This window comes from Labrys sp. F242 (genome assembly GCF_057813875.1).
In genome coordinates this window covers 2,272,456-2,296,462 of sequence record NZ_JBVASG010000001.1, presented here as the reverse complement: position 1 = coordinate 2,296,462, position 24,007 = coordinate 2,272,456, and the positions used below count along the sequence as shown (strand labels likewise).

General features: G+C 63.6%; 23 protein-coding genes and 1 riboswitch. Of the genes, 10 read left to right on the top strand and 13 right to left on the bottom strand.

The genetic code is table 11. The features are described from left to right. Positions 1–26 precede the first annotated feature (26 nt). The 7 genes from ACZYTC_RS10825 to ACZYTC_RS10795 form a co-directional block, all read right to left on the bottom strand. Entirely contained in the window at positions 27–875 is an 849-nt protein-coding gene (locus tag ACZYTC_RS10825) for an ABC transporter permease (protein ID WP_488989583.1), read from the bottom strand. A 13-nt stretch (positions 876–888) separates the two neighbouring features. Continuing rightward, positions 889–1,770: an ABC transporter permease gene (locus ACZYTC_RS10820; RefSeq protein WP_441772488.1), complete on the bottom strand. Its 882-nt coding sequence runs from the start codon at positions 1,768–1,770 to the stop codon at positions 889–891. Beyond that, a complete protein-coding gene (locus ACZYTC_RS10815; RefSeq protein ID WP_488989582.1) occupies positions 1,767–2,828 on the bottom strand; it encodes an ABC transporter ATP-binding protein in 1,062 nt (353 codons plus the stop codon). The genes ACZYTC_RS10820 and ACZYTC_RS10815 overlap by 4 nt, the downstream gene beginning before the upstream one ends. Before the next feature lie 86 nt (positions 2,829–2,914). After that, positions 2,915–4,099 carry an ABC transporter substrate-binding protein gene (locus ACZYTC_RS10810; protein ID WP_434956076.1) on the bottom strand — a complete coding sequence of 395 codons (1,185 nt, stop codon included), beginning with the start codon at positions 4,097–4,099 and terminating at the stop codon, positions 2,915–2,917. A gap of 20 nt (positions 4,100–4,119) precedes the next feature. Further along, entirely contained in the window at positions 4,120–4,863 is a 744-nt protein-coding gene (locus ACZYTC_RS10805; protein WP_488989581.1) for a FadR/GntR family transcriptional regulator, read from the bottom strand. A gap of 125 nt (positions 4,864–4,988) precedes the next feature. Continuing rightward, on the bottom strand, positions 4,989–5,696 hold the full coding sequence (locus ACZYTC_RS10800) for an ArsR/SmtB family transcription factor (RefSeq protein ID WP_488989580.1): 708 nt from the start codon (positions 5,694–5,696) through the stop codon (positions 4,989–4,991). 88 nt (positions 5,697–5,784) lie between these two features. Beyond that, positions 5,785–6,735: a LysR family transcriptional regulator gene (locus tag ACZYTC_RS10795; RefSeq protein WP_441772485.1), complete on the bottom strand. Its 951-nt coding sequence runs from the start codon at positions 6,733–6,735 to the stop codon at positions 5,785–5,787. 192 nt (positions 6,736–6,927) lie between these two features. Here ACZYTC_RS10795 and uraD point away from each other — a divergent pair, with 192 nt between their 5' ends. Both uraD and ACZYTC_RS10785 read left to right on the top strand, forming a co-directional pair. Further along, positions 6,928–7,467: a 2-oxo-4-hydroxy-4-carboxy-5-ureidoimidazoline decarboxylase gene (uraD, locus tag ACZYTC_RS10790; protein WP_488989579.1), complete on the top strand. Its 540-nt coding sequence runs from the start codon at positions 6,928–6,930 to the stop codon at positions 7,465–7,467. A gap of 174 nt (positions 7,468–7,641) precedes the next feature. Then, entirely contained in the window at positions 7,642–8,979 is a 1,338-nt protein-coding gene (locus ACZYTC_RS10785; RefSeq protein WP_488989578.1) for an MFS transporter, read from the top strand. A 90-nt stretch (positions 8,980–9,069) separates the two neighbouring features. On the opposite strand, the gene ACZYTC_RS10780 is transcribed toward ACZYTC_RS10785, so the two are convergent. Next, positions 9,070–9,432: a hypothetical protein gene (locus ACZYTC_RS10780; protein ID WP_488989577.1), complete on the bottom strand. Its 363-nt coding sequence runs from the start codon at positions 9,430–9,432 to the stop codon at positions 9,070–9,072. A 29-nt stretch (positions 9,433–9,461) separates the two neighbouring features. Next, the gene (locus tag ACZYTC_RS10775) at positions 9,462–10,580 is read right to left on the bottom strand and encodes a 2'-deoxycytidine 5'-triphosphate deaminase (protein WP_488989576.1); all 1,119 of its coding nucleotides are present in this window, start codon (positions 10,578–10,580) and stop codon (positions 9,462–9,464) included. 92 nt (positions 10,581–10,672) lie between these two features. Next, a riboswitch (SAM riboswitch) is annotated at positions 10,673–10,752 on the top strand. 35 nt (positions 10,753–10,787) lie between these two features. Here ACZYTC_RS10775 and ACZYTC_RS10770 point away from each other — a divergent pair. The 8 genes from ACZYTC_RS10770 (at position 10,788) to ACZYTC_RS10735 (ending at position 20,744) form a co-directional block, all read left to right on the top strand. Continuing rightward, complete coding sequence (locus ACZYTC_RS10770; RefSeq protein WP_434956084.1) at positions 10,788–11,996, top strand: O-succinylhomoserine sulfhydrylase; 1,209 nt, start codon at positions 10,788–10,790, stop codon at positions 11,994–11,996. Between the two features lie 154 nt (positions 11,997–12,150). Further along, positions 12,151–13,152 (top strand): xanthine dehydrogenase accessory protein XdhC, encoded by a 1,002-nt coding sequence (gene xdhC, locus ACZYTC_RS10765; protein ID WP_441772481.1) that lies wholly within the window; start codon positions 12,151–12,153, stop codon positions 13,150–13,152. A gap of 209 nt (positions 13,153–13,361) precedes the next feature. Further along, positions 13,362–14,882, top strand: coding sequence for an ABC transporter ATP-binding protein (locus ACZYTC_RS10760; RefSeq protein ID WP_441772480.1), 1,521 nt, complete (start codon positions 13,362–13,364; stop codon positions 14,880–14,882). Next, positions 14,872–15,942 (top strand): ABC transporter permease, encoded by a 1,071-nt coding sequence (locus ACZYTC_RS10755; protein WP_441772479.1) that lies wholly within the window; start codon positions 14,872–14,874, stop codon positions 15,940–15,942. Before ACZYTC_RS10760 ends, ACZYTC_RS10755 begins: the two co-directional genes overlap by 11 nt. Further along, the gene (locus ACZYTC_RS10750) at positions 15,942–16,877 is read left to right on the top strand and encodes an ABC transporter permease (RefSeq protein ID WP_441772478.1); all 936 of its coding nucleotides are present in this window, start codon (positions 15,942–15,944) and stop codon (positions 16,875–16,877) included. The genes ACZYTC_RS10755 and ACZYTC_RS10750 overlap by 1 nt, the downstream gene beginning before the upstream one ends. Before the next feature lie 73 nt (positions 16,878–16,950). Then, the gene (locus tag ACZYTC_RS10745; protein WP_434956089.1) at positions 16,951–18,030 is read left to right on the top strand and encodes a BMP family ABC transporter substrate-binding protein; all 1,080 of its coding nucleotides are present in this window, start codon (positions 16,951–16,953) and stop codon (positions 18,028–18,030) included. Positions 18,031–18,256: 226 nt separating this feature from the next. After that, complete coding sequence (locus ACZYTC_RS10740; protein ID WP_441772477.1) at positions 18,257–19,525, top strand: allantoate amidohydrolase; 1,269 nt, start codon at positions 18,257–18,259, stop codon at positions 19,523–19,525. A gap of 346 nt (positions 19,526–19,871) precedes the next feature. Next, positions 19,872–20,744, top strand: coding sequence for an EamA family transporter (locus ACZYTC_RS10735; protein WP_488989575.1), 873 nt, complete (start codon positions 19,872–19,874; stop codon positions 20,742–20,744). Here ACZYTC_RS10735 and ACZYTC_RS10730 read toward each other — a convergent pair. From ACZYTC_RS10730 to ACZYTC_RS10715, 4 genes are all read right to left on the bottom strand, one after another. Beyond that, positions 20,728–21,537, bottom strand: coding sequence for an amino acid ABC transporter ATP-binding protein (locus tag ACZYTC_RS10730; protein WP_488989574.1), 810 nt, complete (start codon positions 21,535–21,537; stop codon positions 20,728–20,730). The two genes, ACZYTC_RS10735 and ACZYTC_RS10730, sit on opposite strands and share 17 nt — an antisense overlap. 14 nt (positions 21,538–21,551) lie before the next feature. Beyond that, positions 21,552–22,187, bottom strand: a complete 636-nt coding sequence (locus ACZYTC_RS10725; RefSeq protein ID WP_441772474.1) for an amino acid ABC transporter permease — start codon at positions 22,185–22,187, stop codon at positions 21,552–21,554. Positions 22,188–22,191: 4 nt separating this feature from the next. After that, the gene (locus ACZYTC_RS10720; protein WP_488989573.1) at positions 22,192–22,860 is read right to left on the bottom strand and encodes an amino acid ABC transporter permease; all 669 of its coding nucleotides are present in this window, start codon (positions 22,858–22,860) and stop codon (positions 22,192–22,194) included. Positions 22,861–22,967: 107 nt separating this feature from the next. Continuing rightward, complete coding sequence (locus ACZYTC_RS10715; RefSeq protein WP_434956095.1) at positions 22,968–23,840, bottom strand: transporter substrate-binding domain-containing protein; 873 nt, start codon at positions 23,838–23,840, stop codon at positions 22,968–22,970. Positions 23,841–24,007 lie beyond the last annotated feature (167 nt).

Below are 24,007 nucleotides of genomic sequence, written 5' to 3'. Positions count from 1 at the left end.
GGCTTGCGTCGGAGGGGGCGATTGGATCAGCGGGCAGGCTGGCGTTTTACCCGCGTCACCATCTGCGTCGGGTTGATGAAGCGAAGGGCGATGACCAGCCAGACCAGCGTGCTCAGCATGTAGATGACGGCCATGGCATCCACCGATTGCGGTGCCCTGACACCGGACGCCGTCACGGCGGCATAGAGCGAGACGACCAGCGTCTGGCTGTCCGAGCCCGCGATCAGGAAGGTCAGCTCGAACATGGCGATGGTACGCACCAGCACCAGCAGCAGGGCTGCAAGAGCTCCGGGCAGCAGCAGCGGGATCAGGACGTGCCGGAATACCGAGCCGGTGCGTGCCCCGAAGACCCGTGCCGCCGCCTCCAGGCGCGGATCGATCTGCTCGACGAAGGGAATCATCACCAGGATGACGAAGGGCAAAGCGGGCACCAGATTGGCGATGATGACGCCGGCCAGCGTACTGCCGAGCCCAGCCTTGTAGAGAACCGTCGTCAACGGAATGCCATAGGTAACGGGCGGTACCAGCAGCGGCAGCAGGAACAGCAAAGTCACCAGCTTCTTGCCCGGAAAATCCCGCCGCGCCAGGGCGTAAGCCGCCGGAATGCCGATCGCGGCCGAGAGCAGCACCACGCCGAACACAACCTGGAACGTCACAAGGAGCACGCCGCCGAGTTGGAACTCCTCCCAGGCCGAATCGTACCAGCGCGCAGTCCAGCCCTGCGGCAGCCAGGTTCCCAGCCAGCGCGTCGAGAAGGAACTGACGACAACCGCCGCGATGACGGCGAGGAGGTTGATCACAAAGAAGATGGTCAGCGCCCATACGGCCGTGGACCACAGGCGTTCTGAAAGCGGGCGGGAAATCCGGCGAACCATGGTCGTCTCCTCCCTAACCCTTGCCGCCGCCGGCCGGCCCGCGATAGGCGAGGGAGCGAAGGCCGAGCACGATGGCGATGACGACCAGCAGGATCGCGCCCATGATCATGGCGATCGCCGAGGCCATCGAATAATCATAGAGCTCGGTGGCGGCCTGGTAGGCTGGAATGGTGATGACGCGGGTGGGACCTGCCGGTGCGCCGAGCATCACGGCCGAGGGATAGACCGAGAAAGCCTGCACGAAGCTCAGGCAGAAGGTCACGGCGAGACCTGGCAGCAGCAGCGGCAGAAAGATGTAGCGAAAACGCGCGGCCGGCCTGGCGCCCAACGTTGCCGCCGCATTCTCCAGGGCCGGATCGATGCCGGTGACATAGGAGAGCGTCAGGAGGAAGGTGAACGGGAAGCCGGTGATCACCAGCGACAGGAACACCCCCCAGTAGTTGTGGACGAGCTTGACCGGGCCGACCCCCACAAGGGTGAGCGCCCGGTTGAACCAGCCTTGCGGCCCGAGATAGTTGAGCAGGCCCTCGGCTACCAGCACCGTGCCGAGTGTGATGGGCAGTACCAGGATGGTGGTGAGCAGGCGCTGATTGTCGAGAAGGCGGACGCGGAAAGCCACCGGTATGGCGGCGAGCAGGTTGAACAGTGTGGCCGGTACTGCGATCCACAGGGTGGTGGCGATCGTGCCGTAGAGTGCGGGGTCGCTGAAGAAGGCGATGTAATTGCCGAAGGTCGAGCCATCCTTGGGCTGGAACGACAGCCAGAGTCCGTAGAAGAACGGGTAGATGAACAGGGCCAGCAGGAACAGCACGGCCGGCAGAACGAGCAGGGTGACGCCATCGATACCGCGCGCGGCGAGGCGCGTCTTCAAACTGACGGCAGGCGGCATGTTCATCGCGCCACCTCGTTGAAGACCAGTACGCGCGCCGGATCCGCGCTCAGATGCACCTTGTCGCCCGGCTGCATGCGCTGCCGCGCCCTGAAGAAGAGCTCGTTGCCGGCAGGGCCCCGGGCTGCGCCGAAGAAGGCGTGGCCGCGATATTCGCAGATGTCGACGATGGCGGGGAAACCTCGTTCACCGGCCGTCAGGTCGTCGGGGCGAATCGCGGCGACCGCCCTTGGCCCGTTCAGCGCTTCACGGGGGACGCCGTCGATGCGCTCGCCGGCGATTTCCAGCGTAACGCCGTCGTCGGACGAGGCGATGATCGTGCCCGGCAGGCGGTTGCGGAATCCCATGAATTCGGCGACGTCCAGGGTCGCCGGGCGCTGATAGAGATCCTCGGGCGTGCCGATCTGGCGGATCTCGCCATCGCGCAGGACGATGATGCGGTCGGCAAGGGAAAGCGCCTCGTCCTGGTCATGGGTGACATAGAGGGTGATCGAGCCGAGCCCGGCATGGATGCGGCGGATCTCCTGGCGCATCTCAAGGCGGAGCTTGGCGTCGAGATTGGATAGGGGCTCATCCATCAACACGAGTGGCGGTTCCACCGCGATGGCGCGGGCGATGGCAACCCGCTGCTGCTGCCCGCCTGACAATTGGCCGGGCAACTTGGCGGCCTGGTCGGTGAGCCTGACCGTCGCCAATGCGGTGCCGATGCGCGCCGAGGCTTCATCCCGCGGCACGCTGCGCATGCGCAGGCCGAAGCCGACATTGTCCCTAACGCTCATATGAGGAAACAGGGCGTAGTTCTGGAACACCATGCCGAAACCGCGGTCTTCCGGACCGAGCGTGTCGATCCGCCGGTCGTCGAGCCAGATCGAGCCACGCGTGGTGGACAGCAGGCCGGCGATGCAGTTGAGGGCTGTCGACTTGCCGCAACCCGAGGGACCGAGCAGGGCGATGAACTCGCCCCGCTGAACCGTGAAGGACAGATCCTTCAAGGCGTTCATGGCGCCGAAGTCGCGCCCGACCTGGTCGAGCCTCAGATGGCTGAAGCTGTTGAGTGGTGACATCGAACCTGCCGCTTTACCGCGAATGCCGGAAAGGGAGGCCGCCACCCGGTGGGGAACGGTCTCCCGACGATACCCAAAAGTGGGCGTCATTTGGTCTTGGCGGCGCCGATCTGCTTGTCCCACATGTTGAATGCCACCACCATCTTGGCGGGCTCCAGCGGCAGTTCGGTGGGAATTTCGGCGATCAGCTTCTCATATTCCGGACGGCCGAATTCGCCGATGGCAGCCTGGCTATCCTCCGGTGCCATGGCGAGGGTGACGTTCTTGACCGCCGGTCCCGGATAGAAATAGCCCTGGTCGTAGGTATAGGCCTGCTGCTCAGGCGTCAGCATGAAGCTGATCAGGTCGAGCAGCACCGCGACCTTCTCGGGGGCGAGCCCCTTGGGAATGCAGGCGTAATGGGCGTCGGTGACCCAGTGAAAGCCTTTCAGCGTCGAGATCGCGGCGCTCTTGGGCACCACGCCGAGCACGCGCGGATTGATGTCCCAGCCAGTGGTGGAGACGGTCATATCGCGCGAGCCCTCGCCGAACTCCTTCATCGTCGCGCCCGTGCCGGTGGGATAATATTCGACGGTCTCGCCCAACTCCTTCAGATAGGCCCAGGTTTTCTCCCAGCCATTGACGGGGTCCTTCGGATCCTTGTCGCCGAGAATATAGGGAAGCCCCATCAGGAAAGTGCGTCCCGGGCCCGAATTGGCTGGCCGAGCGTAAATGAAGCGGTTCGGATTGGCCTTGGCATAGGCGAGCAGTTCTTCGGCCGTGGTTGGCGGCTTGGCAACGCGCTCGGGTGCATATTCGATCAATGGCCCGGAGGGATAGTAGGAAACGATGACGCCGGCGCCATTTGCCAGCCCCTGCATCCGGGCGGCCGGCGCGAGCAGGATGTCGTCGAGCTTGGGCAACGCCGAGGCGAGATCGGGCAGTAGCGGCACCCAGATCTTCTGATCCAGGCCGGCGGATAGCGCGTCCGTGCCGGTGAGAACGAGATCGATGTCGACCCGGCCAGCATCCTGCTGGGCCTTGAGCTTGCCGGGGAGGTCCGGTGCCGGTGCCTTGGTGAAGCTGATCTTCGATACCAGTTCCGGCTTGGCCTTGGCGTAGTTCTGGATGGCCTTCTGGGTGAGGGCGAGGTTGCCGGCAACATCGACGACATTGAGCGTGACAGGCGATTTCGGCAGGGCGGAGGTCTGCGCCCTGGCGCTCGCAAGGCCGAGCGTTGCGAAACCAATGCCGGCGCCGAGCGCCTGGCGGCGGGTTATCCGAGCAGTCATGACATCCTCCCGTTTTATTATCAGCGGCGCGTCTTGCCGCGTGTGGCGTTCCCCGTCCGTATCGTGTGGCCGTCTTCCGCGGCATCCATCAGAAAATAGGCTTCGACATTGGCGATGTGAGCCTGCATGGCCCGGCGCGCCTTGTCGCCATCACCTGCGGCGATGGCATCGCGGATGGCTTGGTGGTCGGCCATATTGGTCCGCAGCTTGGTGGAGTTGTTGGTCAGTTCGCCCAGTCTGTCGAAGATGCGCCCGCGCATGTCCCCCCACAGGAGCTCCATCGTGCGGGTGAGCACCGGATTGCCGGTTGCCTCCGCGAGGCCCAAATGGAAGGCGCGATCGGCCTCGAAGGAGTCTTCGCCCTTGAGATATTCCTGCCGGTACCAGGCCAGGGCTTGATCGAGGTGCTCGATATCTCCGTCCCCAGCCGCTGCAGCGGCGGTGGCTGCAATCTCGCCTTCTATGATACGGCGAGCGGCGAGGAGGTCGAAGGCGCTCGGGCCGGCGTCACCGAGTTCCCCGGAGCGGGACGAGTTGCTGCAAACATAGCTGCCCGTGCCGGTCTTCACTTCAACGAAGCCAGAGATCTCCAGGGCGATCATCGCCTCGCGTACGACAGGCCGGCTGACGCCCAGTTTCCTGGCCAGATCCCGCTCCGCGGGCAGGCGCGTGCCAGGCGGCAATTCGCCCGAGCGGATGAGCCCGACGACCTGCTCGGCAATCTGCTGAAACAATCTCTGCGACGCCACGGCCTGAAACGGCATGGTTCTGTCTCGCCGGTCATTCTGCTCGCTTCGAGCCTATCACCGACAGCTCAACATTCAAGTGGCTAGGTGGCCTGACCACACGACCCGAAAGCGGATATTATCCGGCCCCATGCAGGGAGGCCCTATGCCGCCAGGCTCGAAACGGGATCGATGCCGAGTTGCCGCCTGAGTTCGACCCAGCCCTTGGGCGTGACCTGAACCGCCCGCGACTCCTTGGCTCGGCGCAGCCATCCCAGGCTGCACATCACGCTCAGCAGGTTGACGCCGAGAGGGCCGGCGAGATGATGGCTTCGTTCGGTCCAGTCGAGACATTGACGGGCGAGCCCACGTGGGGTGGGTTTCAGAGCGTCGACATCGAGGCCTATCGACCTGAACCAGGCGGCCCCATTGGCCGTGACGTGAAACTGCTTGTCGGCGGCAGCGACAAGGTAGCCGTGCTCGACCAGGCCCTGAGTCACGGCGACGCCGACCTGTCCCGCCAGATGGTCGTAGCAGCACCGGCAGTAGCGCAATTCGCGCGCCTTGCCGCTGATCGCCTTGCGCCGGACCGGCTGCTCCGGTCCGAGCAGGGAAAGGTGCTCCAGTGCTTCGGCGACGTGGCTGCCCGCCAGACGATAATAGCGGTGACGCCCCTCCGTCTCGACGGCAACGAGGCCACCCGACAGCAATTTGGCCAGGTGCGAACTTGCGGTCTGAGGCGCAATCCGTGCGGCATAGGCCAGTTCACCGGCCGGCAAAGCGCGGCCGTCGAGCAGGGCGGTCAGCATCAGCGCGCGAGCAGGATCGGCGATCAGCGACGCAGTGGCGGCAAAATCCGGGATTTCTGGCATGGTATCCTCGTTCTGGCGTGATTATGCACCAATCCGCCACGGCATGCTTCGATGCCGACCGAAACATCCGGCGGCCGATAGACAGCTTCTAGACCTTGGAGTCCGGTCTGGCGGCGCGCGCGGTATCGATGCTGCTGCGCGAGCGGGCCATGAGTTCGCGCAGCCAGCGATGGGCCGGGGCATGATGCGAGCGCTCGTGCCACAATTGATAGAAGGTCATCGCCGGGAAACGGATCGGCGAGGTGCGGATCGCCAGGGGGAGGAAAGCCGTGAAATACCGTGCGAAATGGCGGCTGGTCGTGAAGATGAGATCGGATTCGAGCAGCAGATAGGGCGCCATGCCGAAATAGGACAACGCCACCGTCCGCTCGCGGACAAGCCGCAGGCGGCTCAGATGGGTTTCGACCAGGCCGCGATGGGCGACTGAGTAGGACACCGGCACGATATGGGCCGCGGAGAGATAGTCGGCCTGGGTGATCGGGCCATGTGCCAGGCGATGCTGGGCGCCCATGACACAGACGACCTCGTCTTCCAGCAGCACCGAGCGGCGCAAATAATTGGGCGGCGATGGCCAGTTGCCGATCACGGTATCGATCTCCCCCTTGGCCAGGGCACTTTCGAAGTCGAAATCGGGGCCCAGCGCCCGGATGACGAGGCGTACATTCGGCGCCTCGCGCCGGGCGGCCGCGATGACATCGCCCAGAAAGATGGGCGCCAGGTAGTCGGGGGAAGCGATCGTGAAGCTGTGATTGCTCGCCGATATGTCGAAGGGTGCAGTGTCCTCCGCCAGGGCTTCGGCATCCATCAAGAGGGCCTGGATGCGGGGCAGGATCGTCAGGGCACGGTCCGTCGGCACCATCCCGCCGCGCCCGCGCATCAGCAGTTGATCGCCGAAATGCTCCCGCAACCGACCCAGGGCGAGGCTGACCGCGGGCTGCGACATCTCCAGGCGCACGGCCGTGCGCGAGACGCTGCGCTCGCTCATCAGGATGCAGAAGACGCGAAGCAGACTGAGATCCACCAGTGCATCTTTCTTCATTCATCCTCTCCCCTGTTCAGGGTGGGCGTCAGAGGTCCGCCTCATCGATGCTGACCCCTTATTATTCGATTTTCCTAATATTGATCATTCATCTCATCAAATTGACCTAATATGTGTCAAGGCGCATCCTTTTGCTCACGGGAATTCAGCGATCCCGCCGGAGAACAACGACAAATCCCGTGGAGCGGTGCCTTGATCGATCTGACGAGCTTGAATACGGCCAGCCGCGAGGCATTTATCGCCCGGCTGGGGCCGGTCTTCGAGAATTCCCGCTGGGTGGCGGAAGCCGTTTGGCAGCGCAGGCCGTTCGACAGCGTGGATAGCCTGCATGCTGCGATGATGGCCGTCGTCCGCGGCCAGGATGAGGCGAGCCTTGCGGCCTTCCTGAACGCCCATCCCGATCTTGCCGGTCGCGAGGCCAAGCAGGGGACGATGACGGCCGAGTCGGTGGAAGAGCAGGGAACGGCCGGGCTTGATCGGCTTTCTGCCTCTGAAGTCGCGGCCATGGATGAACTGAACGGTAAATATCGCGCACGTCATGGCTTCCCGTTCATCATATGTGTGCGTCACTACACCAAGCTCGGCATCTTCGCGGAATTCCGCCACCGGCTCCTGCGCCGCAGCGACGAGGAGCGCCGCGAGGCCCTGCGCCAGATCGCGTTCATCAGCCGCTACCGGCTGGATGCCTTGCTCCATCACGAGGCCAGGCAGGCCGTGGCGCCTGCGGCCTGACGATCAGACTTCACCCTGCACCGCAGGTGCCGGGTGACAAGCGGTTCCGTCCCTGGACGAACCCGACAAGCGCACCGCTACCGGCATGAAGGCGGCTTGCGCAATGACGCAGACGGCGGGTTGCATCTCTCCGTTGCGAGGCCGGTCAATGAAAAAGACATAAGGGAGAAAACCATGACCGCAAATGCGATGACCGAGCCGGGAGGAGCACTCACGGATACGGCTGCTCCGCAACTGGAAGCGCTCTACAAGAAAGTGACCTGGCGCCTGCTGCCTTTCCTGATGTTCCTATGGGTGCTGGCATGGATCGACCGGGTCAATGTCGGTTTTGCCAAGCTGACCATGCTCCAGGACCTGCAGTTCAGCGAAACGGTCTACGGCCTGGGCGCCGGCGTGTTCTTCCTGGGCTACTTCTTCTTCGAAGTTCCGAGCAACATGCTGCTCGAACGGATCGGCGCCAAGAGAACCCTCGCCCGCATCACCATCGGCTGGGGCATCATCTGCATCCTGATGATGTTCGTCACCACGCCCTGGCAGTTCTACACGCTACGATTCCTGCTCGGCGTGTTCGAGGCCGGCTTCTATCCCGGCGTCATTCTCTACCTCACCTACTGGTTCCCATCCCTGCGCCGCGCCAAGGCCTTTGGCCTGTTCATGTCGGCCTCGGCATTGGCGGGCGTCGTGGGCGGGCCGATGGCGGGCACCATCATGACCCAGCTCGGTGGCGCGAATGGTTGGGCGGGCTGGCAGTGGGTGTTCCTGCTGGAAGGCATCCCCTCGGTCCTGGCGGGCCTTGCCACCCTCTATTATCTGACCGACAAGCCCGACCATGCCCATTGGCTGACAGCGGATGAACGCGGGCTGCTGCTCAGCGATCTCGAGCGCGACCGCAAGGCGCTCGGCCATCGCGAGCACAATGTGCTGCAATCATTGAAAAACCCGATCGTGTGGAAGTTCATCGCCATCTTCTTCTGCATCATCATGGCCAATTCCGCGCTGACCTTCTTCGGTCCCACCATCGTACGGGAGGTCGGCTTCACCAGTCCGGCCACGGTGGGCTGGATCATGGCGGCGATCTATGCCTGCGGAGCCGTCGGCATGATCTCCAACGGCATCCATTCCGACCGTGCCAATGAAGTGCGCTATCACTGCGGCCTGGCCGCTCTGGCCGGAGCGATCGGCCTCACCATCCTCGGTTTCGCCGTACCCGGCAGCGCGCCGCTTGCCCTAGGGGCGCTCGCCCTGGCGGTGGTCGGCACCATGTCGGCGATCCCGGTGTTCTGGCAGATGCCGAACCATTTCCTGGTCGGCTCGGCGGCCGCCGTCGGCATCGCCCTGATCAACTCGGTTGCCAATCTCGCAGGCTTCGGCGCGCCCTATCTGATGGGCTATCTCAGGGATGCCGGCGCCATGTCGACGGGCCTTTGGATCGTCGCCGCCGTGGAGGCCACCACCTTCCTTCTGATCGTCAAATTCGTCGTCTCCTTCGAGCGACGGGCGAAGCCGGCCTGACGCAACCATATCCGCAAACGAACAAAAGGGCGGCCCGCCGGGTCGCTCTTTCTCGTTACGACACCTCCGGCGAGAACATCCCGCCTGGGTTCACTTGCGTCTGGCCTGAGGTTTCAGCTCGATGAATTCGACCGAGCCATTCTTGAATTTTCGTGCAGCTCCTTCGCAGACACCTGCACCATATTGTCGTAGGGTCGAGGTGAATTCCTCATTACCAGTGACATTGGCAAGGGGGCGATTGCGCAGCGCCACCATCGCCCGCTCGAATTTGTCCCTCTTACTGGGGCGGATCTGAAATTGGGCAGGGCAGTCACGCACCACCTTGAAGGAGAATGCGGCCGCCCCGATTTCCTCGCAGCTGAAACCACCGAAGCAGTCCATGGCCCGCGCTTGCGGGGCATGAAATGTCAGAACCGAAACGCCAGCAGCAACGGCGATGACAAATTGCTTCAAGGTGCGAGACCCCAGCTAGAGGAAAAGCTTCATTTGAAATGCTTGGATAGTTTCAGCGCCTGGCCCTGATAGTTCGAATTGAGGCCGGAGCCGTATAGGATCTGAGGGCGTTCGAGCATGCGCTCATAGATCAGGCGCCCGACGATCTGGCCGTCCTCGACGATGAAGGGCACCTCGCGCGAGCGCACTTCCAGCACGGCCCGGGCCGCCTCCATGCCATCGGGCGAATAGCCGAAGCCGGGATCGAAGAAGCCGGCATAATGCACGCGGAACTCGCCCACGAGCGGGTCGAACGGCACCATTTCGGCCGCGAATTCCGGTGGCACATGCACGGCTTCCTTGGACGCCAGGATGTAGAACTCGTCCGGGTCGAGGATCATGTCGTTCTTGCCGCGATGAGGGATGGGCTCCCAGAAATCGAGCAGATCGCAGGCCGCCCGCTTGTCGACATCAACAACGGCGGTGTGGCGCTTGGCGCGGTAGCCGACGATACCGTCGCCGAAGCCGGTGAGATCGACGGAGACGGCGACACCGCCGGCGATGTCCGGGTCGGGCGACGAAACCAGGCCCATGCGGCGCTGCAATTCGCGCAAGGAGGCATCGTCGATGCGGGCTTCGCCACGGCGGAAGCGGATCTGGCTCAGGCGCGATCCCGTCCGCACCAGCACCGGGAAGGTGCGCGGTCCGATTTCAGCATAGAGCGGCCCGTCATAACCCGCCTCGACCTGGTCGAAGGCGCGGGCATGGTCGGTGATGACACGGGTGAAGACGTCGAGGCGACCGGTCGAGCTCTTGGGATTGGTGGAAGCGAGAACGCCATCCGGCATTTGCAGGCTTTCGAGCAGGGGCACGATGTAGACGCAGCCCGTCTCCAGCACGGCACCCCTGGTCAGGTCGATCTCATGCAAGGCGAGGTCCCTGATGCGCTCGGCCACGGTGTTGCGCGGCCCCGGCAGGAAGCTCGCCCGCATGCGGTAGGCCTTGGCGCCGAGGCGCAGATCGAGACTGGCGGGCTGAATCTGATCCGAAGCCAGAGGTTGTTCGATGCGGACGGCTCCCGTCTCGACCAGGCCAGCAATCGCCTGGGAGGGCAGGATGCCAAAAGTGTGCAGAAGGCCTGGGGGATGCGGGATGTTCGGGGAGGGCATGGCTCTCGCTTTTTTCTGCCAGCTTATTGCGGTTCCTGGTCTTGCTAGACGAAACCATCCATTGACGCCATCCGGGAGTAGGGCTACTCAACAGTCTTCGTCGTGGTGGATTTGGGCCGGCCGGCTTGCAGCCACGTAAAACAACTCGCTAAAGGGCCGTGGGAAAGAGCGCTGGCGCTCGACTTGCGGCTATCGGGATTGCCGCAGATGACCAAACCTTTGACTTCAGCACCTTCCACCCGGGAATTGCGCCCGGCCACCCGGCTCGTGCATGCCGGCACGCTGCGCTCGCAATATGCGGAGACGTCGGAGGCGCTGTTCCTCACCCAGGGATTTGTCTACGAGAGTGCCGAACAGGCGGAGGCCCGCTTCAAGGGCGAGGATGTCGGCTTCATCTATAGCCGCTTTTCCAATCCCACCGTGGCGATGTTCGAGCAGCGCATGGCGGAACTGGAGGGAGCCGAGGCAGCTCGCGCCACCGCCTCGGGCATGGCCGCCGTCACCGCGACCCTGATCGGCCAGCTCAAGACCGGCGACCACGTCGTCGCCGCCAAGGCGCTGTTCGGCTCATGCCGCTATGTCATCGAGGAACTGCTGCCGCGCTTCGGCGTCACCTCCACCCTGGTCGACGGCACCGAGCTTGCCCAATGGCAGGCGGCGGTGCGGCCGGAGACGAAGGTGTTCTTCCTTGAAAGCCCGACCAATCCCACGCTCGAGATTCTCGACATCGCCGCCATAGCCAAGATCGCCAAGAGCGCCGGCGCCACGCTGGTGGTGGATAATGTCTTCGCGACGCCGCTGCTGCAGAGCCCGCTCGAACTCGGTGCCGATTGCGTGGTCTATTCGGCCACCAAGCATATTGACGGGCAGGGCCGCTGTCTGGCCGGCGTGATCCTGGCATCCGAGAAGTTCATCAACGACCATATCCAAACCTATTTGCGCCAGACCGGTCCCTCGATCTCGCCTTTCAATGCCTGGGTGATGCTCAAGGGCCTGGAGACTCTGGAACTCAGGGTCGAACGCCAGATCGCCAATGCGGTAAAGGTTGCCGATGCCCTGGGGAACCACAAGGCAGTCGAGCGCGTGATCTATCCCTTCCGCGACGATCATCCGCAGGTGGAACTCGCACGCCGCCAGATGAAGGCGGGCGGCACGCTGGTGACCTTCGAGGTGAAGGGCGGCAAGAGCGCGGCGTTCAAGGTTGCCAATGCGCTGAAGATCACCCGCATCTCCAACAATCTCGGCGACACCAAGAGCCTGATCACCCATCCTTCGACCACCACCCATCAGCGCTTCGAGGAAGACGCGCGCCTGGGCATGGGTATCCGCCAGGGCATGCTGCGCTTCTCGGCCGGCATCGAGAGCTCCGATGACCTGATCGCCGATTTCACGCAGGCGCTCGACAAGGCACTGTAATCGGGAGGCTGGTCCTCGGACCAGCCAGGAAATACCGCGCTCCCTGGAGGAGTCCGGGCTGGTCTGAAGACCGGCCCCCGAATTGAACTTTGGCGCGGTCGCCCCAAAGCGTTATCATGCTGGTACTTAAACCGGCATGGGTGCGGGCAGAGCGATGGGGATCTTCGCGACGCTGAAAGCCATGGTCGAGCGGGACGGCCGCGCCGTACTCGTCACCATCATGGACGCGCGTGGCTCGAGCCCGCGCGAGGCGGGCACGCGCATGGCCGTGCGGGCGGACGGGGCTTTTTCCGGCACGGTCGGGGGCGGTACCCTGGAATGGCAGGTGCTGGCGGAAGCTCAGGCTCTCCTCTCCGCCGGGGAGGGTCGCCGTCTACGTTCCATGGACAAGGCTCTGGGCCCTGATCTCGGCCAGTGCTGTGGTGGCCGGGTCGGCCTGATGCTGGAACGCCTGGAACGAGACGATCTCGTCTGGCTGAGCGAACTTGCGGCGCCATCGGTCAATAGGGGACATGTCCTCATCGGTATGCCGCAGGACCGGGGCGGTTTCATGCGTCGCCCGGCTACGGATGCCGAGGCGCAAGGGCTGCCCGCGGAAGCGGCCAGCCGTTTTCTGCCGGATGGGCGCCTGCTCGAAAGACTGGAGCCCGCCAACCCTTCTCTCTATCTGTTCGGAGCCGGCCATGTCGGTAGGGCGTTGATCCTGGCGTTGGCGCCTCTGCCGATCGATGTGGTCTGGTGCGATGCTCGGCCCGATGCCTTCCCGAGCCACGTGCCTCAGAATGTCGTGCTCCGCCGCGATGCGGAGCCCGGGCGGATCCTGGCCGGCGCGCCCGATCGTGCACGCATCGTCGTCATGACGCATAGCCATGCGCTCGATCTTGCCATCGTTTCGACGGCCTTGGCAGCGGACCGCTTTGCCTATGTCGGTGTGATCGGCTCCCAGACCAAGCGAGCCCGCTTCCTCTCGCAATTGCGGCAAGCGGGCCTGACAGAGCGCCTGATCGAGGGCATGATCTGCCCGATCGGGGTGCCCGGCATCGAGGGCAAGGAGCCGGCAGTCATAGCGGCTTCCGTCGTGGCCCAGATCTTGCAGTTACCCCGTCAGGCCGGCAGCCAGATGCCGGTCCTGAAAGACGGCCGGCGGCAGGCCTAGAGCAAAGCGCGTTCACGCTTGAACGCGTGTTTGCCCTAGCGTCTCTGCTTCGATGCGTCTTTGCGATTCTTGGTGATTCCACTCAATCGCAAAACGCTTCGGTCCTGGTACGTCGCTGAGTTGGGGAAAAGCTGCGTCACCATGCCTGAACTCTTCGCATCTGCTCTATTTGCGCCTATGGATTGGGCACGTCCATGAATGTGGCAGCAATGGCAGACGCTCACACGCCCCTGATCGAAGCGAGGGGTATCGTCAAGATCTTCGGTGCGCTGAGAGCGAATGACGGTATCGATCTCAAGATCATGCCGCATGAAATTCACGCCTTGTTGGGCGAGAACGGCGCCGGCAAGTCGACCTTCGTCAAGATTCTCTATGGCCTGCTGCAGCCGAACGAGGGACAGCTCTACTGGCAAGGCGAGCCGATCCAGCTGCCGCGCCCGGCTGCTGCCCGTGCGATGGGCATCGGCATGGTGTTCCAGCATTTCTCGTTGTTCGACAATCTCAGCGTGGCCGAGAATGTCGCCCTGGCGCAGCCGCCGGGTACGAAACTGCGGGATGTCGAGGAGGGCATCGCGGCAGTATCAGCCGCCTATGGGCTGCCGCTCGAGCCGCGCCGGCCGGTGCATACGCTCTCGGTGGGGGAGAGACAGCGCATCGAGATCGTGCGCTGTCTGATGCAGAATCCCAAGCTCCTCATTCTCGATGAGCCGACCTCGGTGCTGACACCGCAGGAGGCCGACCAGCTCTTCCTCACCCTTGAACGCATCACCGGCGAGGGCAGGGCGGTGCTCTATATCTCCCACCGGCTGGAAGAGGTGAAGCGCCTATGCCAAACGGCGACCGTGCTGCGTCATGGCAAGCTGGTGGCGACCTGCGATCCGCGCCGGGAAACTGCCGCCAGTCTTGCTCGCATGATGGTGGGCGCTGACGTCGCCATGGTCGAGCATGGTCGCCTGGCCAATCGGGACGGGCCCGTACGTCTCGCGCTGAAGGGGTTGAATCTACCGGCCGAAGACCTGCATGGCACCGCGCTGAAGGATCTCACGCTGAATGCCCGGGGCGGCGAGATTCTCGCCATTGCCGGCGTGGCGGGCAATGGCCAGAGCGAACTCTTCGCGGCCATCTCCGGCGAGCGGACGGTGGAGCCCGAGGCCGTGGCCGTCGACGGCAAGCCGGTGGGGGGGCTTGGCGTCACCGAGCGTCGGCGATTGCGTGCCGCCTTCGTGCCGGAGGAGCGGCTCGGCCATGCGGCGGCGCCGCGCATGACCCTATCGCAGAATGCGCTGCTGACTGGCCATGCCGCCAGCGGGCTGGTGTCATACGGTATGGTCGACATGCGCAAGGCTTCGGCCGAGGCAGTCAGGATTTCCGGCACGTTCGATGTGCGCAAGGGCAAGCCGGATCCCGAGGCCGGCTCGCTTTCCGGCGGCAATCTGCAGAAATTCGTGGTCGGCCGCGAGATGCTGCGCGAGCCCGGCGTGCTGGTGGTGAACCAGCCGACCTGGGGCGTGGATGCCGGTGCCGCCGCCCTGATCCGGCAGGCCCTGATCGATCTGTCGCGGCGCGGTGCGGCGGTGGTGGTGATCAGCCAGGATCTCGACGAAATCTTCGAGGTCGCCGACCATATCGCGGTCATCCATCATGGCCGGCTGTCAGCGCCGGAGCCCGTATCGACCATGACCCTCGAGCGGATTGGGCTGCTGATGGGGGGCGCCGATCATGCGGCTTGAACTCGAAAAGCGGGCCGAACGCTCTGTGGCGATGGCCCTGGTTTCGCCGCTCATCGCCATCCTGCTTACGGTGGTCTCGGCCGCCATCATCTTTGCGCTCTACGGCAAGGCGCCCGGCGAAGCGCTTTATGTCTATTTCATCAAGCCGCTAACCGGCCTGCGTACCGCTCAGGAACTGGTGGTGCGCGCCACCCCCTTGGTGATCATCGCCGTCGGCCTGTCGCTCTGCTACATCTCCAACAACTGGAATATCGGCGCGGAAGGCCAGTACATCATCGGCGCAACGGTGGGCGGGGGCGTCGCCCTGTTGTTCCAGGGCCAGACGCCCTTTTATGCCGTGCCGCTCATCCTCATCGGCGGCTTCGTCGGCGGTGCGCTCTGGGGCCTGATTCCGGCGATCCTGAAGACGCGCTTCAACACCAACGAAATCCTGACCAGCCTGATGCTGGTCTATATCGCGGACAAGATCCTCGATTATTGCGTGCGCGGTCCCTGGCGCGATCCGGCCGGGTTGAATTTCCCGCTGACCGCCAATTTCGACAATACGCTGCCGGCCCTGTTCAGGCGCAGCCCGATCCATCTCGATTCCATCTTCGCGCTGGTGGTGGTGGCCGCCGCGGCCGTGCTGCTGTGGCGCGGCCTCAAAGGGTTCGAGATCCGCCTTCTAGGGCAGGCACCACGCGCGGCCCTGTTCGCGGGTTTTTCGCCCCGGCGCATGACCTTGTTCGTCTTTGCCGTATCGGGTGGCCTTGCCGGCCTGGCCGGCATCAGCGTGGCCGACGGGACGATGGGATTGCTGCAACTTCCCTTTGCCAGCGGCTATGGCTTTACCGCCATCATCGTCGCCTTTCTCGGTCGGCTCAATCCGGTGGGCATCCTGTTATCAGGCCTGTTGCTGGCGCTGTCCTATCTCGGTGGCGAAGCGGCCCAGATCTCGCTCAAGGTGCCCATCGGCATCACCAGCGTCATCCAGGGCCTCCTGCTGTTCTACGTGCTCGCCTGCGACACGCTCATCCTCTACCGCATTCGCATCGTGCGCGGCGCAGTCAAGGTGGCCTGATGAATCTCACAGAAGCGATCATCCTCACCATCATCACCTCCTCGACGCCCTTCGTGCTGGCCGGCATCGGCGAACTCGTGGTGGAGCGCTCCGGCGTGCTCAATCTCGGGGTCGAGGGCATGATGATCATGGGCACGGTCTCAGGCTTTGCCATCGCCTACATGACCGGCAGCGCGCTGCTCGGCTTTCTTGCGGCGGTCCTGGCGGGGATGGTCTTCGCGGCGCTCTTTGCCTTTATGACCCTGGGGCTCGCCGCCAACCAGGTCGCCTCCGGCCTTGCTCTGACCATTCTCGGCCTCGGCCTGTCCGATCTCCTCGGCACCAGCTTCGTCGGGCTCAACCGGGCCAAGATCCCGTCGCTCGACATTCCCGGCCTGACCGATATCCCGGTGATCGGGCCTCTCCTCTTCGGCCAGGATGCCCTGGTCTATCTGTCGATCGTGCTGGTTGCCGCTGTCTGGTGGTTCCTTTATCGCAGCCGCAGCGGCCTGATCCTGCGGGCCGTCGGTGAAAACCATGTTTCGGCACATGCGCTGGGCTATCCCGTCAGGCTGATCCGCTTCGGGGCCGTGCTGTTCGGCGGGGCCTGCGCGGGCCTCGGCGGGGCCTATCTTTCCTTGGCCGACACGCCTTTCTGGGGCACGGGCATGACGGCCGGCCGCGGCTGGATCGCGCTGGCCCTGGTGGTCTTCGCGTCCTGGCGGCCCGGGCGGCTGTTGCTGGGCGCCTATTTCTTCGGGGCCATCTGGATCGGCAATCTGCACATGCAGGCGCTGGGCGGTTCGCTGCCGCATTGGCTGGTCTGGCCGCCGCAATTTTGGACGGGCCTGCCCTATCTTGCCACGGTGATCGTCCTGGTGATGATCTCTGCCGGCAAGGGGCGGCGCGGTGTGGCGCCAGCTTCGCTGGGCACTGCTTTTGTGCCTGATCGATAATTTTCGTTGGGCGCCGGGCATGGGCCGTGGCCCGGCGTTTCGATCCGTACGGCCCGCCATGAGGGGAAACTCTATGAAAAAAACGATATTGGCAGCCCTGGCCGTTTGCGGCCTCATGGCCGGTGCCGGGGTGACCTCGGCTAGCGCCGAGGAGAAGCTCAAGGTGGGCTTCATCTATGTCGGTCCGGTCGGCGATTTCGGCTGGTCCTACCAGCATGATGTCGGACGCAAGGCGCTGGTCAAGGCGCTCGGCGACAAGGTCGAAACCACCTATGTCGAGAGCGTACAGGAAGGCCCCGATGCCCAGCGCGCCATCGAGAACCTTGCCGATTCCGGTCACAAGCTGATCTTCACCACCTCCTTCGGCTTCATGGATCCCACCATCAAGGCCGCCAAGAACTTTCCGGACGTGAAGTTCGAGCACGCCACCGGCTTCAAGCGGGCCGAGAATGTCTCGACCTATGCCGGGCGCTTCTATGAAGGGCGCTATGTGGAGGGCGTGATCGCCGCCAAGATGTCGAAGAGCGGCATTGTCGGCTATGTCGCACCGTTCCCGATTCCCGAAGTGATCTCGGGCATCAATTCCTTCATGCGTGGCGCCCAGTCCGTACGCCCGGACATGAAGATCAAGATCGTCTGGACCTCGAGCTGGTATGATCCCGGCAAGGAAGCCGACGCTTCCAAGGCGCTGATCGCCCAGGGCGCCGACATCCTGGCGACCCATACCGACAGTCCCGCCGCCACCCAGGCCGCGGCCGAGAAGGGTATCAACTCCTTCGGCCAAGACTCCGACATGATCGCCTTCGGTCCGAAGACCCAGCTCACCGCGATCATCAACCACTGGGACGACTATTACATCGAGCGCGCCAAGGCCGTACTGGACGGGACCTGGAAGTCTGAGGATACCTGGGAAGGGCTCGACAAGGGCATGGTCAAGATGGCGCCCTACACCAACATGCCCGACGATGTGAAGAAGCTGGCGGAGGAGACCGAGGCGGGCCTCAAATCCGGCAAGATCCACCCCTTCACCTGCCCTGTCGCGAACCAGACGGGCGAGACGGTGGAATGCAAGGGCGGCGACAAGCTCGATGCCTCGCAGATCCTCGGCATGAACTGGTACGTCAAGGGCATCGACGACAAGTTCCCGAACTGATTGGCCCGCCGCGCATGCAGGCTCTACACTTGCTCGCGCATAGCGGCCCACGACCTCTCCGGTCCCCCCAACAAAAGGGGACCGGAGCGGCGTTTTCTGTTAGGGACGGGCTAACCTTTCGGAATGCCCTCCTGACGAGACCGTACCACCCCATGCCATTTGACCATGCCAGGCTCGATGCCATCCCCTATCCCGTGTTCTTCCTGCCGACAGGGGAGGCGACGAGATGATCGAACGAGCAATGGCGTTGGGCCGCGAGGCCGAGAGCATGATCCGCGCGCTTGCCACGATCAGTGCCGAGGAAGGACGCCTGACGCGTCTCTATCTCACACCCGAGCATCGGCAGGCGGCGGATCTGGTGGGCCGCTGGATGACGGAAGCCGGATTGGAGGTCAGCGAGGACGCGCTCGGCACGGTGCGAGGCCGGTTGGCACCGTCTTCGGGAACGCGCAATGCCGTGCAGCGGCTGCTGATCGGCTCGCATATCGACACCGTGATTGATGCCGGCGCCTATGACGGCACGTTCGGCGTCATCGCTGGTATCCTGGCGACACGCGAGATCCTCCGCAAACATGGCGCCATGCCCTTCGGTATCGATGTCCTCGCCTTCGGTGACGAAGAGGGCTCCCGTTTTGCGACGACGTTGCTCGGCTCCGAGGCCGTCGCAGGGCACTTCGATCCGGCGGTTTTGCAGATCGAATCCAACGATGGCGTCAAGCTGGTGGATGCCTTGCGACTCTATGGCAAAGATCCGGACGCCATTCCCTCGGCCGCCTATGAGCCCGGCGAGGCGGCGGCTTATGTCGAGGTTCATATCGAGCAGGGCCCGGTGTTGGAAGAGGCCGGCGAGGGGCTCGGTGTCGTGACAGCTATCGCCAGCCAGATACGCTATTCAGTGACGGTAGTGGGCGAAGCCGGCCATGCCGGCACGGTACCGATGACATTGAGGCGGGACGCCTTCTCGGCCTGCGCCGAAATGGCGCTTGCGCTCGAAAACCTCGCCAGAAGCCATGCCGATGATTTCATGGTCGGCACCATCGGCAAGTTGAGCCTGTCGCCCGGCGCCTCCAACGTCATTCCCGCCCGCATCGTCTTTACAGTCGATCTGCGCTCGCAGAGTGACGCCAGGCGCGTCGAGGCGATGAACGTCCTGCGCAAGGAGTTCCTCGCCATCGCCGAACGGCGCGGCGTCTCGGTCTGGATCGAGCAGACCCATGAAGCCAAGGCGGAGCCCTGCGATCCTTCCCTGCAGGCCGGATTTGCCGCAGCGATCATCGCCCAGGGCAGCAAGGCGATCCACCTGCCGTCGGGGGCCGGGCATGACGCCCAGTCGCTGGCCGCCCTCTGTCCGATCGGCATGCTGTTCGTGCGTTGCCGCGGCGGCGTCAGCCATAACCCTGCGGAATTCACCTCGATTCGCGACATGGGTCTGGCGGTGACGGCCCTGATCGATTTCATCGAGAAGTTCGATCCAGCGAAAGCAGCCGCGGGCTGAGAAGGAAGCGTCCTTCTTTCTCAAATCACGGCCGATCATGCTGCGAGCCGTCGCGCGGTCGGGTTGGCCGACCACCGTCGGGGAACTCTCTGGATCGTCTGAATGCGCCGATATTCCTTCCAAGATGAGGAGGTTTGTCGCCTCTGCCTCAGATTATCTATATATACTGATCTCCTGCCCGAATAGAATGATGCGAACTTTCCAGAGTTTGATCGCACGGACGGGAGGAGCGCAGCGATTGCAGGCACAGATCGGCATGCCCTGGGGCGGAAGCCGCAATTGTCATTTTGCCACTCTCCGCTTTGCCGTTTCGATGGTGTAGAAGCGCTCCCCTGAGGAGGGGACTTTGCAGGACAATTCAAGCAACGCGGCCGCAGCGTCGACATCGCAGACGGGCCTCGCCCTGGTCATGCTCACATGCTCGATGGTTTCGGTGCAGCTCGGCGCGGCTCTGGCTCATCCCACCATGGCCGCCTACGGTCCTTTCGCCACCACCTGGGGGCGGCTGGCCTGGGCAGCGATCATCCTCGGCATCATCGTGCGGCCGGATCTGCGCCGCTATCACCGCCGGGATATTCTGGCTGCGTTGGCGCTGGGCGCGGTTATCGCGATGATGACGCTCTTCTTCTTCGTAGCAATCACCCGTGTGCCGCTGGGCCTGGTGGTTGCGATCGAGTTCCTGGGGCCGCTAGGCGTCGCGGCCCTCGGCTTTGCCCGCAGTTGGCGGCTGATCTGGCTGGTGCTGGCCTTTGGCGGCGTGCTCCTGCTGGTGCGAAACCAGGCGGGCTGGAGCGTCGACATGCTCGGCTTCCTGTTCGCGCTTGCCGCCGGGACCGGGTGGGCCGCCTATATTCTTTTGAGCAAGCGGATCGGCAAATCCTTCAAGGGGCTGGAGGGGTTGGCGATCTCCTTCGCCGCGGCAGCCCTGATATCGACCCCCTTCGGCCTGTACGAAACCGGTTTTGCTCTTCCCGGCGGCCTCGCCCTGCAGACGGTCGGCCTGGCCGTCCTGACGCCGCTCTTGCCCTATGCCCTCGAAATGATGGCCTTGAGGCGCCTGTCTTCGGCGACCTTCGGAATCTTGATGAGTGCCGAGCCCGGTATCGGTGCGCTTGCCGGCTATTTCGTCCTGCATGAGCCGCTCAGCCTGCAGCAGATGGGCGGCATCGTGCTGGTGATGATCGCCAGCGCGGGCGCTGTCATCAGCGCGCGGGAGTAGGGGCAGATTGCTGGAGGCCCGCGAAACGCGCGAGGAAGGCGCGAAGCCGCTCGTTCGGCTGTTCGCTGAAGACGAGCGCGGGTGGGGCATCGATCACGATCTTGCCCTGATCGGTGAAAACAACTCTGTCGGCGACCTCCCGGGCGAATGCCATCTCATGGGTCACGAGGATCATGGTGCGCCCCTCGGCTGCCAGCTCGCGGACGACGCCGAGGACCTCGCCGACGAGTTCGGGATCGAGGGCGGAGGTGATCTCGTCGAGCAGCAACACCTTGGGTTCCATCGCCACCGCGCGGGCAATGCCGACGCGTTGCTGCTGCCCGCCGGAAAGCTGTCCCGGCATCGCATCGATCTTTGCGGACAGGCCGACGCGGCCGAGCCATTTCTCGGCGATGCTCCGGGCCTCGGCCTTGCCCTTGCCGCGCGACTTGATCAGGCCCAGCATGATGTTCTGGGCCGCCGTCAGATGCGGAAACAGGTTGAACTGCTGGAACACCATAGCTGCATCGACGCGTATATGGGCGAGTTCCCGCTCGCTACGCCGCCGCCGCTTGCCATTCGCTTCGCTGAAGCCGACTTCGACCCCGTCGATGCGGACGGAGCCCCCGTCATATTCCTCCAGGAAGTTGATGCAGCGCAGCAGGGTGGTCTTGCCGCTGCCGGAGGGGCCGATTATGGCGATGACCTGGCCCTTCTCGACGGAGAGATCGACGCCTTTCAGCACCTGCAGGGCCCCGAAGGATTTGGTGAGATTGGCAATCTCGATCACTGGCTGCGTTGCGGCATTTGACATGGCGGTTCTTCCGATCAGACGAAGCGCTTTTCGAGCCGGCGGCTCAGGGCAGAGAGCGGGAAGTTGATGGCGAAATACATCAGCGCGCCCAGCACATAGAGAGGCAGGGCGACATGGGTACGGCCGATCACCTGCTGCAGCGAGAGCAGGAGATCGACGATGCCGAGCAGCGATACGAGCGAGGAGCCCTTCACCGTATCGACCATGCTGTTGATGAAAGGCGGCAGGAAGCGTCGGACAGCCTGGGGAGCAAGGACATAGAAGAAGCGATCGAAGAGGCCGAGGCCGATCGACTGGGCTGCCTCCGTCTGCCCTTTCGGAATGGCCTGAAAGGCGCCACGTGTGATTTCGACGATCTGGGCCGACTTGAAGGCGGTGAGCGCCACGATCGCCGCCAGCAGACTGGGCAGATTGATGCGCAACGCCGGCAGGCCATAATAGATGAAATAGAGCAGGACCAGGATCGGGACGCCGCGAACGAAATCCGCATAGAGCCGGATCGGCAGTCGTGCCCAGGCCGGCCCGAAGACCAGTGCGCAGCCGAGCGGAATGCCGATCAGCAGCGAAATCACGACCACGGCCGCGGACACGAAGAGCGTGGTCCACAGGCCGCCGAGCAGGAAGGGGAGTGCCTCGAACATCGTGGACATGGTGTCACCGGTTGATGGCATAGCGCCGCTCGGCCAGCCTCAGCAGCAGGAGGATGGCGTAGCTGGTCACCAGATAGATGGGGGTCGCGAGCAGATAGACCTCGACGGTGCGGAACGTCTGTGTCTCGATCCAGCGCATGCCATAGGCGAGCTCGGGCACGGCGATGGCGGAGGCGATCGAGGTGTCCTTGAACAAGGAGACATAGGTGTTCGAAAGCGAAGGCAGGGCGATGCGCAGCGCCGTCGGCAGGCGAATGTGCCAGAGCACGCCGAAAGGTGTCAGGCCGATGCTCTTGCCCGCCTCGATCAGCCCTTTCGGCACGGCCTCCAGGCCTGCTCGCAGCACCTCGACGAGATAGGCGCCCGAATAGACGGCGAGCGTGGCCACGAAGGAGGTCGTCGCCCCATATTGCAGGTCGATGGCGCTGGGGATGCCGTAAAAGACCAGATAGACCAGCAGCAGCAGCGGCACGTTGCGGACGAACTCGACATAGCCCCGGATCAGGGGGCGAGCCCAGCGCGGCCCGTCGAGCTGGACCAAGGCGAGGACCAGCCCAATGAGCATGCCGATTGCGATGGTCGCGGCCGCCAGTTCGATGCTCAGCAGCAGCCCTTCGAAGAGCCTGGCTGAATAGCGCCAGACGATGGCGAAGTTGAAATGATAATTCATCATGCCGAAGATCCAGCCATCACGCGCGACGGAGCCCTGGCATCGCCGGCCGGGATTGGCACCGAGGTGCGCCGGCGATGCTGTCGGGAATTTGCGGGAGGAGCTGGAGCCTAGAAGGTCGGCAGGCCGGGTTTGCGGGCCGGCGGGGTCAGGCCGAAATAGTCCTTCAGCGCCGCGTCATAGATCTCATTCTGGTGGCCATGGATCGCCACGCCAAAGGTGGTGTCGACGAAACGGATCCAGTCAGGGTCACCCTGGCGCACGGCGGCGCCATACAATTGGGCGTTCCAGGACTTGCCCGCGTCGAAATATTTGTCCGGATTGCGCTTGGCGAGCCACCAGACGTTGGAAAGGTCGACTGCGGCGGCGTCGACCCGCTTGGAATCCAGGGCGAGAACAACGTTGGGCTGGCTGTCGAGCTGCATCACGGTAGCCTCGGGCAGCACCTTCTTGACCGTTTCTTCGGCATCGACATTCTGCAGGATGGAGATGCGCGCCGCGGAACCGGCCTTGAGCAGGTCGTCGAAGGTCTTCTTGTCGCTGTCAGGTCGGGTGAGGAAGGCAACACCCTCGACATAATAGGGGCGGGAATAGGCGACGAGCTGGGCCCGGGCCGGTGAAATCGTCATGAACTGGATGACGACATCGACCTTGCCGGTGGTGATATTGGGGACACGCTGGGCGGCATCCTGGCGGACGAATTCGATCTTGCTGGCATCATCGAACAGGCCTTTGGCCAAAATCTTGGCCATGGCGATGTCCATGCCTGCCAACTCGCCCTTTTCGTCCTCGAAATGCCAGGGCGCATTGGTGGAGCCGGTGCCGACGATGAGGTGGCCCCGATCAAGTATGGTGCGGAGCAGGCTGTCGGACGAGGCCTGGGCGGCTGCCTGCCGGGCGGAGCCAACGACGCTTGCCAGGGCCAGGCCACCGAGCAGGCCGCCCTTGACCAGATTCCGTCTGGTTTCGGCGAAGTCTTCCATAGTGCTGTACTCCCCGTTGTCTGGATGCTGTATTACATTATTATGTTATATTAGGCATAGTTATGGTATTAACGGTATCCGGGGGTGTCAAGATGGATGTCGGCCTGTGGCAGTGAGACGTCTCGGTTTCGGCGGAAGGGGAGCAATACAAAAAGCCCTGCACCGAG

Excerpts from the sequence above, each read along its gene's own strand:
- ACZYTC_RS10755 (WP_441772479.1), top strand. The coding sequence starts at position 14,872 with ATGCGGCTTGAACTCGAAAAGCGGGCCGAACGCTCTGTGGCGATGGCC.
- ACZYTC_RS10720 (WP_488989573.1), bottom strand. The coding sequence starts at position 22,860 with ATGATGAATTATCATTTCAACTTCGCCATCGTCTGGCGCTATTCAGCC.
- ACZYTC_RS10785 (WP_488989578.1), top strand. The coding sequence starts at position 7,642 with ATGACCGCAAATGCGATGACCGAGCCGGGAGGAGCACTCACGGATACG.
- ACZYTC_RS10795 (WP_441772485.1), bottom strand. The coding sequence starts at position 6,735 with ATGAAGAAAGATGCACTGGTGGATCTCAGTCTGCTTCGCGTCTTCTGC.
- ACZYTC_RS10805 (WP_488989581.1), bottom strand. The coding sequence starts at position 4,863 with ATGCCGTTTCAGGCCGTGGCGTCGCAGAGATTGTTTCAGCAGATTGCC.
- ACZYTC_RS10750 (WP_441772478.1), top strand. The coding sequence starts at position 15,942 with ATGAATCTCACAGAAGCGATCATCCTCACCATCATCACCTCCTCGACG.
- ACZYTC_RS10820 (WP_441772488.1), bottom strand. The coding sequence starts at position 1,770 with ATGAACATGCCGCCTGCCGTCAGTTTGAAGACGCGCCTCGCCGCGCGC.
- ACZYTC_RS10810 (WP_434956076.1), bottom strand. The coding sequence starts at position 4,099 with ATGACTGCTCGGATAACCCGCCGCCAGGCGCTCGGCGCCGGCATTGGT.
- ACZYTC_RS10715 (WP_434956095.1), bottom strand. The coding sequence starts at position 23,840 with ATGGAAGACTTCGCCGAAACCAGACGGAATCTGGTCAAGGGCGGCCTG.
- ACZYTC_RS10740 (WP_441772477.1), top strand. The coding sequence starts at position 18,257 with ATGATCGAACGAGCAATGGCGTTGGGCCGCGAGGCCGAGAGCATGATC.
- ACZYTC_RS10825 (WP_488989583.1), bottom strand. The coding sequence starts at position 875 with ATGGTTCGCCGGATTTCCCGCCCGCTTTCAGAACGCCTGTGGTCCACG.
- ACZYTC_RS10760 (WP_441772480.1), top strand. The coding sequence starts at position 13,362 with ATGGCAGACGCTCACACGCCCCTGATCGAAGCGAGGGGTATCGTCAAG.
- xdhC (WP_441772481.1), top strand. The coding sequence starts at position 12,151 with ATGGGGATCTTCGCGACGCTGAAAGCCATGGTCGAGCGGGACGGCCGC.
- ACZYTC_RS10725 (WP_441772474.1), bottom strand. The coding sequence starts at position 22,187 with ATGTCCACGATGTTCGAGGCACTCCCCTTCCTGCTCGGCGGCCTGTGG.
- ACZYTC_RS10730 (WP_488989574.1), bottom strand. The coding sequence starts at position 21,537 with ATGTCAAATGCCGCAACGCAGCCAGTGATCGAGATTGCCAATCTCACC.
- ACZYTC_RS10815 (WP_488989582.1), bottom strand. The coding sequence starts at position 2,828 with ATGTCACCACTCAACAGCTTCAGCCATCTGAGGCTCGACCAGGTCGGG.
- ACZYTC_RS10745 (WP_434956089.1), top strand. The coding sequence starts at position 16,951 with ATGAAAAAAACGATATTGGCAGCCCTGGCCGTTTGCGGCCTCATGGCC.
- ACZYTC_RS10800 (WP_488989580.1), bottom strand. The coding sequence starts at position 5,696 with ATGCCAGAAATCCCGGATTTTGCCGCCACTGCGTCGCTGATCGCCGAT.
- ACZYTC_RS10770 (WP_434956084.1), top strand. The coding sequence starts at position 10,788 with ATGACCAAACCTTTGACTTCAGCACCTTCCACCCGGGAATTGCGCCCG.
- ACZYTC_RS10775 (WP_488989576.1), bottom strand. The coding sequence starts at position 10,580 with ATGCCCTCCCCGAACATCCCGCATCCCCCAGGCCTTCTGCACACTTTT.